Source organism: Brevibacillus sp. FSL K6-6036 (assembly GCF_037964015.1).
Lineage (GTDB): Bacteria > Bacillota > Bacilli > Brevibacillales > Brevibacillaceae > Brevibacillus > Brevibacillus borstelensis.
Genome location: NZ_CP150173.1, coordinates 1,395,428 through 1,410,895, shown reverse-complemented (window position 1 = coordinate 1,410,895; position 15,468 = coordinate 1,395,428). Strand labels below are relative to the sequence as shown.

Here is a 15,468-nt window from a genome sequence, read left to right as displayed (position 1 = left end):
CCACCTTGGCGAATCTATTTCTTCTATCGCAACTTCCGAAGCCGAGCGCTTTTGAAACGGTCTACTGTGCCTGGAAGTCTTCTTACCGGACGGCTCCTTCCCTCGTTTTATTGTACATTTTCCCATTTATGCGTGACATGTTCGGGTCACAGTAATAAACGCTGGAGAAGGTAAAGCTCACTTCTTTCTTAGAAAATGGTTATCGCAGAATAGATGAGCAACAAGCACATGATCATATTTATGATCCTATCGTATTTTGCAAATACCTTTTTAAAAGTCGCACCACATAAGGCCCACAATAGCAATGCTGCGCAGCCAATCAGTATGGTGACGCACATAAAAAAGAGCTTGGCTTCATTTGAGTCGTGATAGGGAAGAATGAAAGTTGACATGGCAGTTAAGAAATACAAGATGCTTTTTACATTCAAAATCTGAAAAAGCAGGCCTGCAAAAAAAGAAGACCGGCTATTCGTGTCCGTACCCTCGGCTCCCTTGGAAAATGCCATTTGCCATGCCAGATACAACAGGTACGCCGCACCCGCTGCTTTCAAGTATGGTTCTGCCATGGGAATCCACTGATAAAGACTTGCCGTCAGCAGCGAGGTACCTATCCCAAGCATAATAAACCCTGAAACTATTCCCATGTTGAAGGGAGCAGATCCTTTGAAACCATATCTTCTTGCCGTGTTCATCACTAACAGGTTGCTTGGCCCCGGGGTAATGGATGTAATAATGATATAGAGAAGGAATGCGGTAAGATTCATTTCCTTGATCTCTCCTCTCGTTAATCAGTTGCAAAAGAATACGTGATTCATTGTAATACCTGCCTATTTATCGGTAAAATTGAAATCACGAATACCAAATATCATTTTTTTGAATACACAAGAGGAGGCCAACCCTTTTGGATATACGACATTTTCTTACGTTTCGAACCATTGTCGATGTCGGCAGCTACACGAATGCCGCCAAAAAATTGGGCTATACGCAATCAACCATTACTTCTCATATACAAGCGTTGGAAAGGGAGATCGGCGGCGAATTATTTACTTACATCAGAAGAGAGCTGCAGCTGACCTCCCTGGGAAAAGAACTGATTCCCATGGCCGATGAATTGCTCGATACGTATCATCGCATAACCCAGATGAAAAACCATGACAAAGTAAGCGGAGAGCTAAAAATTGCTGCCCCGGAGTCATTAACGATTTCGCGTTTGGGGCCCATTCTGAGGGAATATACAACGAAATATCCGGATGTTACGATCATCGTAAGCAATGGCACCTGCGGGCAAAACCAAAAAGATTTGATGAGCGGACTCGTCGATATTGCTTTTATGGTTTGGCCCAAATTGGAAATCGATCATTGCATCCACCATCAATTGCACAAGGAAGAGATCGTTTTGATCGCCAGTCCAAAAAAAAAGCGGCACTTTGATGAATATAAAGGGACTGACGAATACTTTATTGCGAATGAAGATGGATGCAGTTATCGCACCATGTTTGAGACGTATCTCGTGCAGAATCAAATCCCGACATTTCAAACGATGGAACTGTGGAGCCTGGAGGCCATCAAGCAATGTGTGATGAGCGGTTTGGGCTTTTCAGTATTGCCCTATGTCACCGTAAAAAATGAAGTTGAAAACGGATTATTGAATATTCTTGAACACAACGAACAATTTGAGCCCATTTACTCGCATCTGCTCGTCAAGTCAAAAAAGTCGCTTTCTCCTGCGGTGCAAAAGTTTATTGAGCTGACGTTGGAAGCTGTGTAGGTACGGAGAATGGAAATGCTGAAACGCAATGGGTCTCTGCTTTTATAGCATTTTTGAAGCTGGTGGATCGTAAAAGTTCAATAGCCGATATTCTACTTAAAGAACATCGGCTTTTATTTTTTTATATACCGTACAACTTTTCATGTTTTACACGGCCAGTGTAACGTTTCTACCGGCTAGGGTTAAAGACGCTTTGACACGGATGATCGGTTTTGGTCCGCTTCTTATTGCACTGCTCTCACTGATTGTCGCGATCAGTGCTGCGATTAGCCAAAAGAAATAGACCGCCCTCGCCAAGGTAAGCGGTCTATTTCTTGATCACAGATCCGAAGCCGACTGCCTTTGAAGCAGTCTGCTGTGCCGGGGAGTCGTGTTACAGCACGGCTCCTTCTTCTTCTTACCAAACATTTTCCAGTTTTTACAGGCAAGATTCGCGTCATGAAAATATACAGACTTGCTTTACGGCAGTGGATTAGATGCCTTCATCAAGTATTTTCCCGTGATCGACTGTTCCGCATGGATGATCTGCGAAGGGGTGCCCTCGAACACCACCTGCCCGCCCTTGCTGCCGCCGTCCGGTCCCATATCGATGATCCAATCCGCTTGGCTGATCACATCGAGATTGTGCTCGATGACGATCACCGTATTGCCGGCATCCACGAGACGGTTCATGATCCCCAGAATGTGACCGATATCTGACATGTGTAGTCCGGTCGTCGGCTCATCCATCACATAAATGCTGCCTTTCTTATGCAGCTCGCTTGCCAGCTTGATGCGCTGGCATTCCCCTCCCGAAAGCGTGCTGAGCGGCTGACCGAGCGTAATATAGTTCAGCCCCACATCACTCATCGCCTGGAGCTTGCGAACAACCTCTTTTAGCTCAAAAAAATCCAATGCCTGCTCCACAGTCATCTCCAGCACTTCTGCAATTGACTTGCCGTTCAGCTTGTACGCGAGCACTTCTTCCTTGAATCGTCTACCTCCGCATACTTCGCATGGCAGCTTCACGCTGTCGAGGAATGCGAGGTCTGTATACACAACACTCAGCCCTTGGCAGTTCTCGCAAGCCCCCTTGGAGTTGAAGCTGAACAATCCTTGGCTCACCTTGTTCGCGGAAGCAAACGCCTTGCGCACATCATCCATAATGCCCGTATAGGTCGCGGGATTCGAGCGTGTTGACACTCCTACCGCCGATTGGTCGATGATAATCGCATCCGGATGCTGGCTGAGGAATACTTCGTTAATCAGCGTGCTCTTGCCCGAGCCGGCGACACCCGTAACGACTGTGAGCACCCCCGTTGGAATATCTACACTTACATTTCGCAGGTTGTGCAGTGTGGCATTCTTTATGGACAGCTTGCCGGACGGCTGCCTGCAATCGTGCTTCAGGAGGAGCGGCCGCTTCATATGGGTGCCCGTCAGCGTATCTGCTTCGAGCAGCCCCTGGAAGCTTCCTTCATACACGATGGTACCGCCGCGGCTCCCGGCATATGGTCCAACATCGACGATATGATCCGCCACCTTGATCACATCGGGATCATGCTCGACGACGATCACGGTATTCCCCTTGTCGCGCAGCTTCTGAAGCAACCCATTTAACCGGTGTACATCACGGGGGTGCAAGCCAACGCTGGGCTCATCGAAGATGTAAGTGACATCCACAAGACTGCCGCTCAGGTGCTTCACCATCTTGACGCGCTGCGACTCGCCGCCGGACAATGTATCCGTCTCCCGGTCCAGCGTCAAGTAGTCAAGTCCGATATCCACCAAATGCTGCAACCGCTCTGTCAGCGATTTTACGATCGGAGCGGCGACCTCGTCGTCAATCTCCCGTATGACGCCGATGAGCTGTCCGACCTCCATGGAGGACAGCTCCGCAATGTTCCGTCCATTGATCCTGCAACTGAGCGCGGCCTGACTGAGTCTCGCGCCGTGGCAGCTGGAGCAGGTACCTTCGGTGATGTACGGTGCAACAGCTTTTTGTGTGCGCTCCGATTTCGTCTTTACATCCTGCTTGATGTACTTGTTGGTGAACTTCTCGATGACACCCTCCACTGTAATATTCATTGCCTTCCCGGCGAAATCCATCTCCACTTTCCTCGCCTTGGCGTACAGCAGCTGCTCCAGCTCCTCCTCCGAATAATCGCTCAGTTTCTTATCGAGATCGAAGGCCCCCGATTGCACGATCATATTCCACTCCCAGCCGTTCACCTTATAGTCAGGGAGCAGGATGGCCCCTTCATTCAACGACTTTGACATGTCCAGCGCCTTGCTCATGTCTACTCCCAGCCTGCGGCCGATTCCGTTGCACTCGGGACACATGCCCTGCGGATCGTTAAATGAAAACATGTGCGCTTGTCCAATATAGGGCTGACCCACTCGGGAGAAGAGAAGACGAAGAATGGGAGAAATGTCGGTAATCGTGCCCATTGTGGAATGGGAACCGCCGCCCAGCCGCTTCTGATCCACAATAACCGCCATGCTCAGGTTCTCGATCGCATCCGCATCTGGCTGCGGATAGCGCGGCAGGAAATTACGCACGAACATGCTGAAGTTCTCATTTAGCAAACGCGTGGATTCTGCGGCAATCGTATCGAAGACGATTGATGACTTGCCCGATCCGGATACCCCGGTGAAAATTGTGATCTTCCGCTTGGGAATGCGCAAGGATACGTTCTTGAGATTGTTTTCCCTTGCAGCCGAGATTACGATATATTCCTGATTGGATTCGCTCATGTTATCATCCTTCCGAAAGTGAATTTCTGCTTGCCTCCTCGCAGAACGGCCGCAAGCGCTTGAAGATCAGGGTTTGGCATTGGCGGTTGATACGCACTCGTTCCAGGTTGCCTGGTAGTTCCGAGAGCAATTCGCGGTAAAGCTATTGAGCCCTGTCATACGTTCTCCTTTCTTTTGTAGTCGTAGTCGAACATATTGTCTTCGAAATTGTCGAGTCGTTCTTCCCACAGGATGCTGAATGAATCGAACCATTCATCCAGCTCCTGAAACGGCCGGGCTTCAAGGCTATATATTCGCTGCTGGGCCTTGCTGCGGACGCGTACCAACCCAGCCTCGCTCAAAATACGCAAATGGCGAGACACTTGCGGTTGGCCGATGTTGAGAGCCTGAACGATTTCACTTACGGATCGCGGTCCTTGTTTTAAAAGTTCGACAATGTTAAAACGGTTCGGCTCGGCGATCGTAATTAATGTTAGTTGCATCGATGTCGTGTTCATGTTTTTAATATACACCATCGCGTATATACACACAAACGCATATAACGACTTTTTTAACCACCTCACTATCAGGGAACCAGCATTTCTTTCCAGCTTCAAAACTCCGAAGCTGTGAGTGCGATTTTTTACGTTCGATGTCGGAAACCGCCAGTGAACGTCTTCGACGGAACTCCGTCATTTAAAGATAAACAAAAAAACGGCATCTCTGCCGTGTAGAAGGAAAACGGCGGCTACATACCTGTTGTCAAAACCGCCGTTGACTTTCAGTTCTCAATTATCAAAACAACTTCTGTTTGTATTCTGCATTTTTTTAAGTCAAGCCCGCTAGCGCTTCGGATTGACTCGTTGGTTATCCTTTGCTCAAAAGCCTTTTGAGACAAATTCAAGATTTCCCGTAACAAAGCAGATACTTTCAGCCGAGATGGATAGGGGCTTTTTATGTGTAATTCGATAGGCATGGAAAAATCAATAGCGGGCCCTCGTATTTTGTACTTTGGAAGGCCAACTTCAGCTCCGTTTTTCTGTATCAGCTCCGTATCCATAGCATATTTCTCCACAAGCTCTCCGTTATTGCTATGGAACCCCTCCAATATTTCGGAGGCAATGCTTTTGCGATTGATACGGGAGTAAATAGTCATATTCCATGTAGAATCGCAATTTGAACATTTATAGATTAACCATATATCTAAATACTTGCATTGAGCATTTACACGAAATAATCCGGAACAAACATACTCTGTTTTTTTGCCACATTTCTTGCAATACTTGATTGCAGGTGGTGGAGATAGATACTGTATATCCACGTTTACGATTTGCATAAAATGTTATCCTTCCTATTCAGAATGAAATAGGAAAGAGAAAAGGCGGATTGTCACAAATCCTTTTCATAAACGTCCCCCCAGTCTGGCATTTCGTCTACCTACATTGTATGATCCTGTCCTGCAAAGCCAAACCTCAAAGACTTTTCGTAAAAGAAAATGAGCCAATACAGTAGATAAACTGCATTGGCTCATTCTATCAAGGAATGTTTCTTTGTTCCCGTATTATCCTTTGCATGCTTTTCAAAGACAAAAAATATTTATCAGCTAATTGTTGCAGACTATTCCCCGCCAAATACTCTTCATAAATCTGCCTATTTCGCTGCTGTAATTCTGTGCGGGTAGATGTATTTGACCCCCATTCTTTTTTCTTGCCTGATTTTCTGGGGATATAGATAAACTCACCGTCTACATACTCTTGCACCATCTCAAGCAAGTCATTCGGGAGTATATGAATCGCTCTCTTATAGCTCATTTTGCTCTCCTAAAAGTTTTATTTTTAGGAATAGCAAAGGCTATCTATGTTCGCATCTGATTTCTACCCTTGTAGCTGTTCATTGCAATAGCCTTTGCTATGCAATGTTAACGATTGGATTAAGCATATATACAAGCCTCCTCCTGCCTAATTTTGTAAAATTATAACACCGCCCTGCTTTGTTATCAAGAACAAGAGCATTTTGGTGCAGCACCGAGCGTGGGCTCCAGATGGGACCTACCCGGGATCGAACCGACGACCACTTGACTGCCCAGTGTGGCGCACTCCCGTAGTAGTGGTTTATTCAACTGCTCCAAAAAGCTGATTGGGTACGATCCGCGACTGCAACGGGAGCAACCGTTACCTATCAGAATAGTGCTTGAGCAGCTCTTGTGACAGGAAATAAATACGGTCAATGATTTCACGCGGCTCGATAACCTTTGCCGCAGTACCTAACTGGAGAAAATACCTGGATACAAATTCGACTTCACTTTTATCAATCATAGTGTCAATGTATCCTTGATCTTCATTCATCATCACAATATCAGGCTCCAACCAGGGCTGGCTCCGGCATTGTCTCAGTCCTTCCCTCGTCAACTCCACGTATAATCGGAGCGGATTCATTGGCGATTTGGCAGCGTGTCTGTCCAACCATTCACGAAGAGTGACTTGCGGGTCTTGATGCCTTTCCATAACCTTCAAGGATAAAATCCGGTCTGTTCGAAACAATTTTACCTCGTTTTTGGCAAGATCAATGGCAGGCATATACCAGAATCCATTGTACGTATAGATACCGATTGGGGAAACTTCGCGGATCGTATTCTTTTCTTTTGACGCGTATTCGATTTGCAGGTTCTGCTTCTCTACAGAAGCTTCGATAATTTCCTTTAGAAATTGTGACGGAACGCTTCTTTTTATATTCCAAAAGGACAACACACCCTCCAGCCGATCTATTTTTCTCTTTATATCATGCGGAAGGCTTGAATACAGCTTTGCGGAAACAGATTTGATCTCAATGTCAAAGGGCAGTGATTGATAGAATTGAAGTGATTGAAATGCAAAGAAAATGGAGAAGGCTTCATTCTCGTCAAAGATAATGGGCGGCAGCAGCCTGCTGTTCAACACTCGATAACCGCCGTTTCGACCAGGCTCGGTATAGAGGGGGACGCCCATTTCACTCAACTCTGACAAATACCTATGTGCTGTTCGCACCGAAATATCGAATTCATAGGCAACGTCCTGAGCAGTAAAGGAGCGCTTCGCATTGACATACATCATCAGGTTGAATAAGAGCTTTGCCTTGGATATAAACATTCACTCCTCACCATAAAACATGTCAGTTATTGTCATGGTATTCTTGTACACTTTCAAATGCAACAAAAACACAGGTCAAATGAGGAGGTTGCTATGATTAATAAGATGGATACGATGAAAGCTGCGGTGCTTAATCGGTTTGGTGGTCCTGAAGAACTCGTTCTGCAAAAGATTGATTTGCCCGAGATCGGACCCGAGGACGTGCTGATTCGCGTTGAATACGCAGGTGTGGGAGAATGGGATACATTTGAACGTCAAGGAGGGTATGCGTCAATGCTGGGCATAGAACCCCGTTTTCCTTATGTATTAGGTTCAGAAGGGGCTGGAACTGTGGCTGCAACAGGCGAAAAGGTTTTGGCATTCAACATTGGCGATAAAGTGTACGCCCCCGGCTTTCTTCATCCCCGAGGCGGATTCTATGCAGAGTATGCATCTGTTCATGTCAAATACGTGTCTCCGATTCCAAATGGTATGACCGTTCAGGAAGCAGCGGTGGTCTCCGGAGTGGGGATTACTGCGCTGCGTGGACTTGAAGATGTATTGGAGCTTAAACAAGGAGAGTCTATCATGATTTTTGGCGCCAGCGGAGGAGTAGGCCACTTGGCGGTACAGCTTGCGAAGTGCAAAGGGGCACGAGTATTTGCCGTTGCTTCAGGTAAAGACGGCGTTGAGATGATACAGAATCTCGGCATCGATGCGGTGATGAACGGCCGTACAGAGGATATTGCTTTGGCATCTAGTACGTTCGCTCCTGAAGGTTTCGATGCTGCCTTGTTTTGCGCAGGCGGGGAGGCCGCCAATGCAGCGATGAAATGTATTCGCAGGGGGGGACGCGTCGCATATCCCAATGGCATACGCCCCGCGCTGCAGGCACGTGACGGAATAATCGTATCTGGATATAACGGCGAACCGGATACCGACATTATTAGGCGATTGCATCATTACCTTGAAAATGATCAAATAACCGTTCATACCAGCCGCACGTTTTTGCTGGAAGAAGCACGCGATGCACATATCGCGCTCACGAATCATTACCTGGGGAAATTATGTCTGAAAGTAAGCTCGGAATGATGGTGGCATGAAATCAAAAAACGCAGCCGGGATTGGCTGCGTTACTTGCTATATATGGTGGAGCATAGCGGGATCGAACCGCTGACCTCTACACTGCCAGTGTAGCGCTCTCCCAGCTGAGCTAATGCCCCATATTTTCCTTAACTTCTCTCGCTTACAAATAGGAGTATAGCACATCCAAATTTATGATGCAACTAAAAATTTCGCTTTCCAAACCTAAAAAGTTTAACCCCCGCCTTTCAATTATATCCTCCATCCCCCTCGGAAACACTCCCCCGTTTTCACTCCCTGCCCTCAACAAAAAACAGTTGACGATTTCCCCTCTCCCCTATTACTATAAACAACAGCATTGATAATGATAAACATTATCAATTACTTATATCCAACTTTTATCTCTTCCTTATTCATTCGTTCAACCCATACTTACTGACCAAAAATCAAAACACAAAACGCTCAACCAGAAAGGGGAAAACTCCCGTGTCCATCAAGTCCAATCCTACCAAATTCCTCGCAGTTCTCAGCCTGTCGGCGATGCTTGCTGCTTGCGGCCAAGCCGGAACCGCCGAAAAAACGGACACAGCGGCCGGTCAATCGCAGTCCGACGCAGTAGCCGGCACTAGTCAAGCCGGTGAAACCACTCAAACTAGCCAGTCCGCCGCTTCAAACGAAGCCGACCAGGCAGCGATCGAGCAATACCACAAATTCGTCATCAGCCAGACGGATCAATTTGTAAAAGAAACCGACGCTTTCGTCAAAGCGGTCAAGGCGGGCGATCTGGAAACGGCCAAAAAGCTGTATGCGCCTACCCGCATGTACTTTGAAAGAATCGAGCCAATCGCCGAATCGCTCGGAGATTTCGACCCGTGGATCGACGCTCGCGAAGGCGATGTACCGGATAGCGAATGGCGCGGCTTCCACCGTTTGGAGAAAGCGCTATGGGTAGACAAGTCAACCAAAGGCATGGACAAAGTGGCTGACCAGCTGCTCCAGGACGTAAAACAACTCCGCGTGAAAGTAGAGCACGTCGAGATCGACACCCAGATGCTCGTGACCGGCGCTGTCGAGCTGCTGAACGAGGTCTCCTCCAGCAAGGTTACCGGCGAGGAAGAGCGCTACTCCCATACCGACCTTTACGATTTCGCAGCCAACGTCGAAGGCGCCAAGGAAATTTACCTGGTCCTGAAGCCGACACTGGAGAAAAAAGATGCAGCCCTGGCGAAAGAAATCGACACCCGCTTTGCTGAGCTTGACCAGTCGCTTGCACCGTACCGCAAAGGAACCGATTTTGTTCTCTACACAGAATTGAAACCGGAAGAAACAAAAAAACTGAGCCAAACGATTGACGCTTTAGCCGAGCCATTGTCCAAAATCGGCACGGTGTTGGAGGGGTAACGGATGGATTCCAATCAGGACCGGAAAACATACACCCGCCGCGACTTGCTGAAGCTGGCCGGAGCAGGAGGCGTCGGGCTGCTGCTCGGCGCCGGCGGCGTGGGCAGTCTGATGATGAACAGCAAGACGACGGCATCTGGGTCCCCCGATACTCATCCATCTGCTTCCGAAGACATCGTTCCGTTTTACGGGAAGCATCAGTCTGGCATTGTGACGCCCATGCAGGATTTTATTTGCATGGGTGCTTTTGATCTGACGACGACCGATGTCCAAGCGGTGCGGGAGCTGTTCAAAAGCTGGACAGAGGCCTGTGCGCGGATGACTGCGGGGCAGGGCGTCGGGGATGAAAGCACGAATGCATTCCTTCCCCCTAAAGATACGGGCGAGGCCATTGGGCTATTGCCGACACGGCTCACCTTTACATTCGGGGTGGGCGCTTCCTTCTTTGACCAGAGGTTTGGCCTGGCTGGAAAACGGCCGGAGGCACTGATCGACATGCCCCGCTTCAAAGGGGACGCGCTGGTCGACGATTGGTCGGATGGCGATGTGGTCGTGCAGGTATGCGCCAACGATCCGCAGGTCGCCTTTCACGGAATACGCAACCTGGCCCGGATCGCCCGGGGGAAAGCTGTCCTGCGCTGGCTCCAGCAAGGCTTCCAGCGCACAGGTGCCGCTGACCCGAAAGGCTCCACTCCCCGCAATTTGCTCGGCTTTAAAGACGGGACGAACAACCCCGATGTACAAAATGCGAGCGTTGCCGATGAGGTCGTCTGGGTTTCCTCCACTGACGGTCCGGCCTGGATGACAGGCGGCAGCTACATGGTCGTCCGCCGGATTCGCATGCGTATCGAAGTGTGGGACCGCACCTCGCTTGGCGAACAGGAGCTGACCTTTGGCCGCCACCGCGATTCCGGTGCACCAATCGGGGAGAAGGACGAATTCGCCAAGCTCGATTTCAGCAAAAAAGATGCCAAAGGAAGGCCGCTCATCGACCCGGCCTCGCACGTGGCGCTTGCCCATATGGAGGGCAAGGTGCAAATCCTGCGTCGAGGCTACTCCTACTCGAACGGCATTGACCTTAAGACCGGCCAGCTCGATGCAGGCCTGCTGTTTATTTGCTACAACCGCGATCCGCGCAAGCAATTTGTCCCGATGCAGCAAAAGCTCGCTGCCCAGGACCGGTTGAATGAGTATATCGTGCACGTCGGCAGCGGACTGTACGCGTGCCTGCCCGGTGTCGGGCAGGGCGGGTATATCGGAGATACATTACTGTGAGGTTGGAGGTGGGCTTTTTGAAACGCACAATATCGATTCTGCTGCTATGCTTCCTGCTTGTGTTGCCGGCCTCCTCATTCGCCGCTCCCGAATCGGGCGCCGCCAAGCAGTCAGACCAGCTGATCTCCCTCGTCAGCGATGCGTTGATCTCAGCAGGAGACAAAAATCTGGATCAAGTGAAGGACGCGATCTCCAAGCTGAAGACGCTCTGGGCGGAAACAGCTGCAAAGGAAGCTGAGGGAGCTTCCTCGCCTGGTACGAGCAGTAATTCTACGCCAGGCACAAGTACGGATTCCCCGGACGCCCCCGCCCCGATTGCGGGCGAGGCCAAGAGCAACGGTCCAGAGGCGAAGGCTGTCACGGAGGCCATTGCCGCTGTCGAGCAAGAGCTCTCGCAAGCAAATCCCGATACGGATGCCGTTTATGCGAGCGTGTCTGCCTTGGCAAAAGCGATCGATACGTACGTCTCTTCCCTCGACGGCGAGAGCAAGCAGGAAAAGGCGCATGAAAGCATCAAGAAAATCCTGCCGCTCATTCAAAACAGTCTGACCGCAATCCAGTCGGAGAAATGGGAAGAGGCCAAAAGCAGCTACCAATCGTTCGTCAATGGATGGTACAAAGCAGAGAGCCTGATCCGCCAAGAGGACGGCAAGTTTTACGGAAAGATCGAAGTAAAAATCACCGGCGTGCGGATTGCGCTGAATACAGAGCCGCCGGACAAGGCAAAGGCCGTGCAAAAGGTGCAAGAATTGATCTTTGTCCTGGACGACTATCTGGCCGGCAAATCTGCTGCAGCAAGCGGCGATACGGGGGCTATGGGCGAGATTCACAGTATCTCCGACCTGATTCAGCTGCTCAACGCTGTGCAAACGGACGTGCAAAACGGCCGGGCGACAGACGCAGCGGACAAAATGGACCAGTTCATTGTAGCCTGGCCAACGGTCGAGGGAGTCGTTTTGACGAAGTCGCAGGATGCGTACAACCGGATTGAAAGCAGGATGGTTTCCATCCCCAGCCTGCTGCTCTCCCAGCCTCCGAAGCTGGAGCAGGCGGATGCATTGTTAAATGAGCTCCGTGATGAGCTTGCGCCGTACAGCCAGTCCGCTTCCTACTCGGCTTGGGATGCCGGAGTGATCCTGTTCCGCGAAGGCTTGGAAGCTATCCTGGTCATCGCTGCCCTGCTGACGTTTTTGAACCGCACGGGCAATGCCGACAAGCGAAAATGGATCTGGTCCGGCGCCGGTGCAGGCGTGGTTGTGTCTGGAGTGTTTGCGCTCGTCCTGACTGTATTTTTGTCCCACCTGTCCACAGGCAACTCCCGCGAGCTGATCGAAGGGGTTACCGGTCTGATCGCCGTTGTCTTCATGGTGACGATCGGGGCGTGGCTGCACAGCAAGTCCAATCTGCGCGCCTGGAACCAGTTCGTGGAAAAATCGATTGGCGCATCGGTGGCAAAAGGAGCGCTCTGGTCATTGGCTTTGACGTCTTTTCTGGCTGTAATGCGGGAAGGCGCAGAAACGATCATTTTCTACATCGGGATGGCGCCTTCTATTCAAATGTCTGACCTTCTGTTCGGCATCGGGGTCGCACTCGTTTTACTGGCCGTGATCGGGTACGCGCTGATCAAAATGAGCTCTCGCATTCCGATTCGCTCGTTCTTTTTGGTCGCGAGCCTATTGCTCTACTATTTGGCGTTTAAATTTATCGGCGTGAGCATACATGCCCTGCAGATTTCAGGGAAGCTTTCGGCGCATATGTCTGATCTGTTGATCGACGCCCCTTCATTTGGTTTGTACAGTAGCTGGGAGGGCACCATTCCGCAACTGATCGTTCTGCTTGTCATTGTGTGGAATATAATCCGGGTCGAGCGGAAAAACCTGAAAGCCAGGGCTGCTGTCTCTTAACGCTGAGCATTCCCATTCAATAGAAAATCCCTCTGGCAATACGGCGACTGCTCTTTCGTTTGCAGTCCGCCAAAGCTAGAGGGATTTTTTATTGACTAACACAAATCTTTTTATTGACTAGTTACTACACTTATCAAGGAAGAAATATCACGTTAAGCTCTGCCGTCTTTTCGGGCAGCGGACAAAAACGGTTTCCCCCGCTTCGCCTATTCGTTGCTGATCACGACCGAGTTGGAGTAAGCATCCCAGCCTACCTTCGCTCCCAGCGCTTCGCTGACAAAACGGATCGGCACCATCGTCGTGTCTCCGTTAAAGAGCTGGGCCGGGACGTCCAGATTGATCTTTTTTCCGTTCTTATACGCGACCTTGGACCCGATCGTCAGTTGAATCGTGTTGTTGTCTTTCGTAGCCGTTACGGTTTGGGTCGCTTCGTCCCATTCTACCTTTGCCCCTAGCGCTTCAAAGATGGCACGCAAAGGAACCAGCGTACGACCGTCGATTTCGACCGGAGGCATTTGGAACACTTGCAGCGCCCCGTCGATGAAAATGACGATATCCCTCGTTTGGTTGACGGTGACAAAAGCCGGCAAAGAGGTTGCCCAGGAACCGCTGGCCGTATCCTCCACCTCGATCACAATCGTGTATCCACCTGTCGGCAGGTTCAGCCCTTGCAGGGAGAAGACCGGATTCTTCGGATTCAGCGAAATGCGCTTCACCGACTTGCCGTACTCATCATAGACGACGACATACTACTCATAACTGCTGTACGAGCTTTTCCACTCCAGGGTGATGCTGATCGTTCCATCGCTGTTTACTTTGATGCCGCCCGGAAAGGAGGCGCCGCTCGGAATCGTAAACGTCGAGCTGCTTTTCGTTGAGATCGTCCACGAAATGCTGGAGGAGTACGATTTTTTGCCGCCGTTCACCATTTCCAGAACGAGCGCGTATTCGCCTGCCGGAAGGGACAGGCCTTTGCCGGAGATGGTTGGATTTTTCAGGTTGATCGGAATGCGTTTGACGACCTTGTCGTCCTCATTCAAGACGAGGAGCGTAAATCTCGCCTTTGCGTACTCACTGGTAAGGTCCAGACGGATCTGAATGGTGCCGTCGTTTGACAGGCGGATTTGTCCAGGGAAGTTGAGGCTCGGTACAAATCCTCCGTTGCCCGCAGTTCCTGTGCCTATTCCTACACCTGCTCCCGGTCCTGTACCGACATTACCCGCGCCGCTTCCTGCCGTTCCCGCTGTCGGTATGACAAGCACAGCCGATTCGGAGCGAAGAACGTCACCGCCGTCTGTGACTTCCAGATATATCGTGTATTCACCGCTCGTCAGCTTCAGGCTGCCAAGTGAAATCTGCGGGTTCTTTGGATTGATGCTGATGCGCTTTACTTCCTCGCCATTCTCATCGATGATCACCATCACCCATTTGGCTCGCGTGGAGACAGCGGATGACTTGATCGTAATCTGGATGGTGCCATCCTTGTCGACCTTGATTCCTCCAGGAAAGACTTTCTCCGCTCCCGCATCAGGCAGCACGATTTGCTTTTCCTTGGAGTACTCTTCTCTCGTCACGTCCGGTACGAAAAACGCGGTATCGCGTCCCCGTACGATTACCGTGTACTCGCCCGGGGCGAGATCCAAAGCCTTCGCCGGAATGGTGAATGTCAGTGTTTTGATATTGATTTCAATGCTTTGTCCAGATGGATGGAGAACTCTTTCCTTGCCGTTCTTTGCTTTGGTCGTCACGCCCGAAGCCAGCTTCTCTTTGCCTCCATTCCAAATCTGAATCTCCCCGCGATTCTTTCCTTTTTCATCGGTAAACAAGAGCGACACGTCTGCCTCGTATCGCGTATCGACCACCACCGTACCCGTAATGCTTCCTGTCTGATCTGCGATTACCTCCTGAAAAACAGGGGGAAACGAGTACGTAGAGACAAGCTTCGCCGTATCGTAATCTGCTGCGTAGGCGGGACCTATCCCTGCGGAAAGAATGAGAGAAAATACGGTAAATACGATACTGCCTGCTTTGAAACCCCTTTTCATGCTGTCAGTCTCCTTTTGTCTGATTAAAAGAATAATGGCCGTTCTCCTGAGTGTTCAGGAGATATATTTGTTGCACATTCTTTTATCGGCAATAACCGATGCGAAATTTAGGTATTTGTACCTGATCTTTAAGTCCGAACAAACGAAAGAACCCTGCACATTCGCAGAGTTCC

14 protein-coding genes and 1 tRNA gene are annotated in these 15,468 nt (G+C 49.9%); 6 read left to right on the top strand and 9 right to left on the bottom strand.

The genetic code is table 11. The annotated features are described in order from the left end of the window. Positions 1-188: 188 nt before the first annotated feature. The gene (locus NST37_RS07140; RefSeq protein WP_003387930.1) at positions 189-764 is read right to left on the bottom strand and encodes a LysE family transporter; all 576 of its coding nucleotides are present in this window, start codon (positions 762-764) and stop codon (positions 189-191) included. A 137-nt stretch (positions 765-901) separates the two neighbouring features. On the opposite strand from NST37_RS07140, the gene NST37_RS07135 reads away from it, so the two are divergent. Together NST37_RS07135 and NST37_RS07130 are read left to right on the top strand one after the other, a co-directional pair. Beyond that, positions 902-1,768 carry a LysR family transcriptional regulator gene (locus tag NST37_RS07135; RefSeq protein ID WP_003387931.1) on the top strand — a complete coding sequence of 289 codons (867 nt, stop codon included), beginning with the start codon at positions 902-904 and terminating at the stop codon, positions 1,766-1,768. Between the two features lie 142 nt (positions 1,769-1,910). Beyond that, positions 1,911-2,051: a putative holin-like toxin gene (locus NST37_RS07130; protein WP_339186494.1), complete on the top strand. Its 141-nt coding sequence runs from the start codon at positions 1,911-1,913 to the stop codon at positions 2,049-2,051. Between the two features lie 176 nt (positions 2,052-2,227). Here NST37_RS07130 and NST37_RS07125 read toward each other — a convergent pair whose 3' ends face one another. The 5 genes from NST37_RS07125 to NST37_RS07105 all read right to left on the bottom strand — a co-directional run bounded on the left by NST37_RS07125 (position 2,228) and on the right by NST37_RS07105 (position 7,608). Beyond that, the gene (locus tag NST37_RS07125; protein ID WP_339186492.1) at positions 2,228-4,504 is read right to left on the bottom strand and encodes an excinuclease ABC subunit UvrA; all 2,277 of its coding nucleotides are present in this window, start codon (positions 4,502-4,504) and stop codon (positions 2,228-2,230) included. A 155-nt stretch (positions 4,505-4,659) separates the two neighbouring features. Further along, positions 4,660-5,001 carry a metalloregulator ArsR/SmtB family transcription factor gene (locus NST37_RS07120; protein WP_122958667.1) on the bottom strand — a complete coding sequence of 114 codons (342 nt, stop codon included), beginning with the start codon at positions 4,999-5,001 and terminating at the stop codon, positions 4,660-4,662. Positions 5,002-5,264: 263 nt separating this feature from the next. Beyond that, positions 5,265-5,819, bottom strand: a complete 555-nt coding sequence (locus NST37_RS07115) for a DUF1062 domain-containing protein (protein WP_339186490.1) — start codon at positions 5,817-5,819, stop codon at positions 5,265-5,267. A gap of 199 nt (positions 5,820-6,018) precedes the next feature. Continuing rightward, positions 6,019-6,294: a CD3324 family protein gene (locus tag NST37_RS07110; RefSeq protein WP_003387935.1), complete on the bottom strand. Its 276-nt coding sequence runs from the start codon at positions 6,292-6,294 to the stop codon at positions 6,019-6,021. A gap of 360 nt (positions 6,295-6,654) precedes the next feature. Next, a complete protein-coding gene (locus NST37_RS07105) occupies positions 6,655-7,608 on the bottom strand; it encodes a YafY family protein (protein WP_243015094.1) in 954 nt (317 codons plus the stop codon). Between the two features lie 93 nt (positions 7,609-7,701). On the opposite strand from NST37_RS07105, the gene NST37_RS07100 reads away from it, so the two are divergent. After that, the gene (locus NST37_RS07100) at positions 7,702-8,679 is read left to right on the top strand and encodes an NADP-dependent oxidoreductase (protein ID WP_251238156.1); all 978 of its coding nucleotides are present in this window, start codon (positions 7,702-7,704) and stop codon (positions 8,677-8,679) included. Between the two features lie 55 nt (positions 8,680-8,734). Here NST37_RS07100 and NST37_RS07095 read toward each other — a convergent pair. Then, positions 8,735-8,810 (bottom strand) — tRNA-Ala (locus tag NST37_RS07095). Positions 8,811-9,210: 400 nt separating this feature from the next. Between NST37_RS07095 and efeO the strand changes: the two genes are divergently transcribed. Genes efeO through NST37_RS07080 form a run of 3 tightly spaced genes read left to right on the top strand, consistent with a single transcriptional unit; the run spans position 9,211 to position 13,250 of the window. Then, a complete protein-coding gene (gene efeO / locus NST37_RS07090) occupies positions 9,211-10,071 on the top strand; it encodes an iron uptake system protein EfeO (protein ID WP_051567333.1) in 861 nt (286 codons plus the stop codon). Positions 10,072-10,074: 3 nt separating this feature from the next. Then, the gene (efeB, locus tag NST37_RS07085; RefSeq protein ID WP_339186487.1) at positions 10,075-11,346 is read left to right on the top strand and encodes an iron uptake transporter deferrochelatase/peroxidase subunit; all 1,272 of its coding nucleotides are present in this window, start codon (positions 10,075-10,077) and stop codon (positions 11,344-11,346) included. 17 nt (positions 11,347-11,363) lie between these two features. Next, a complete protein-coding gene (locus NST37_RS07080; RefSeq protein WP_251238158.1) occupies positions 11,364-13,250 on the top strand; it encodes an FTR1 family protein in 1,887 nt (628 codons plus the stop codon). Positions 13,251-13,456: 206 nt separating this feature from the next. On the opposite strand, the gene NST37_RS07075 is transcribed toward NST37_RS07080, so the two are convergent. Together NST37_RS07075 and NST37_RS07070 are read right to left on the bottom strand one after the other, a co-directional pair. Beyond that, the gene (locus NST37_RS07075; RefSeq protein ID WP_339186485.1) at positions 13,457-13,966 is read right to left on the bottom strand and encodes a copper amine oxidase N-terminal domain-containing protein; all 510 of its coding nucleotides are present in this window, start codon (positions 13,964-13,966) and stop codon (positions 13,457-13,459) included. Positions 13,967-13,999: 33 nt separating this feature from the next. Further along, positions 14,000-15,295 carry a hypothetical protein gene (locus NST37_RS07070; RefSeq protein ID WP_339186484.1) on the bottom strand — a complete coding sequence of 432 codons (1,296 nt, stop codon included), beginning with the start codon at positions 15,293-15,295 and terminating at the stop codon, positions 14,000-14,002. Between the last annotated feature and the right edge of the window lie 173 nt (positions 15,296-15,468).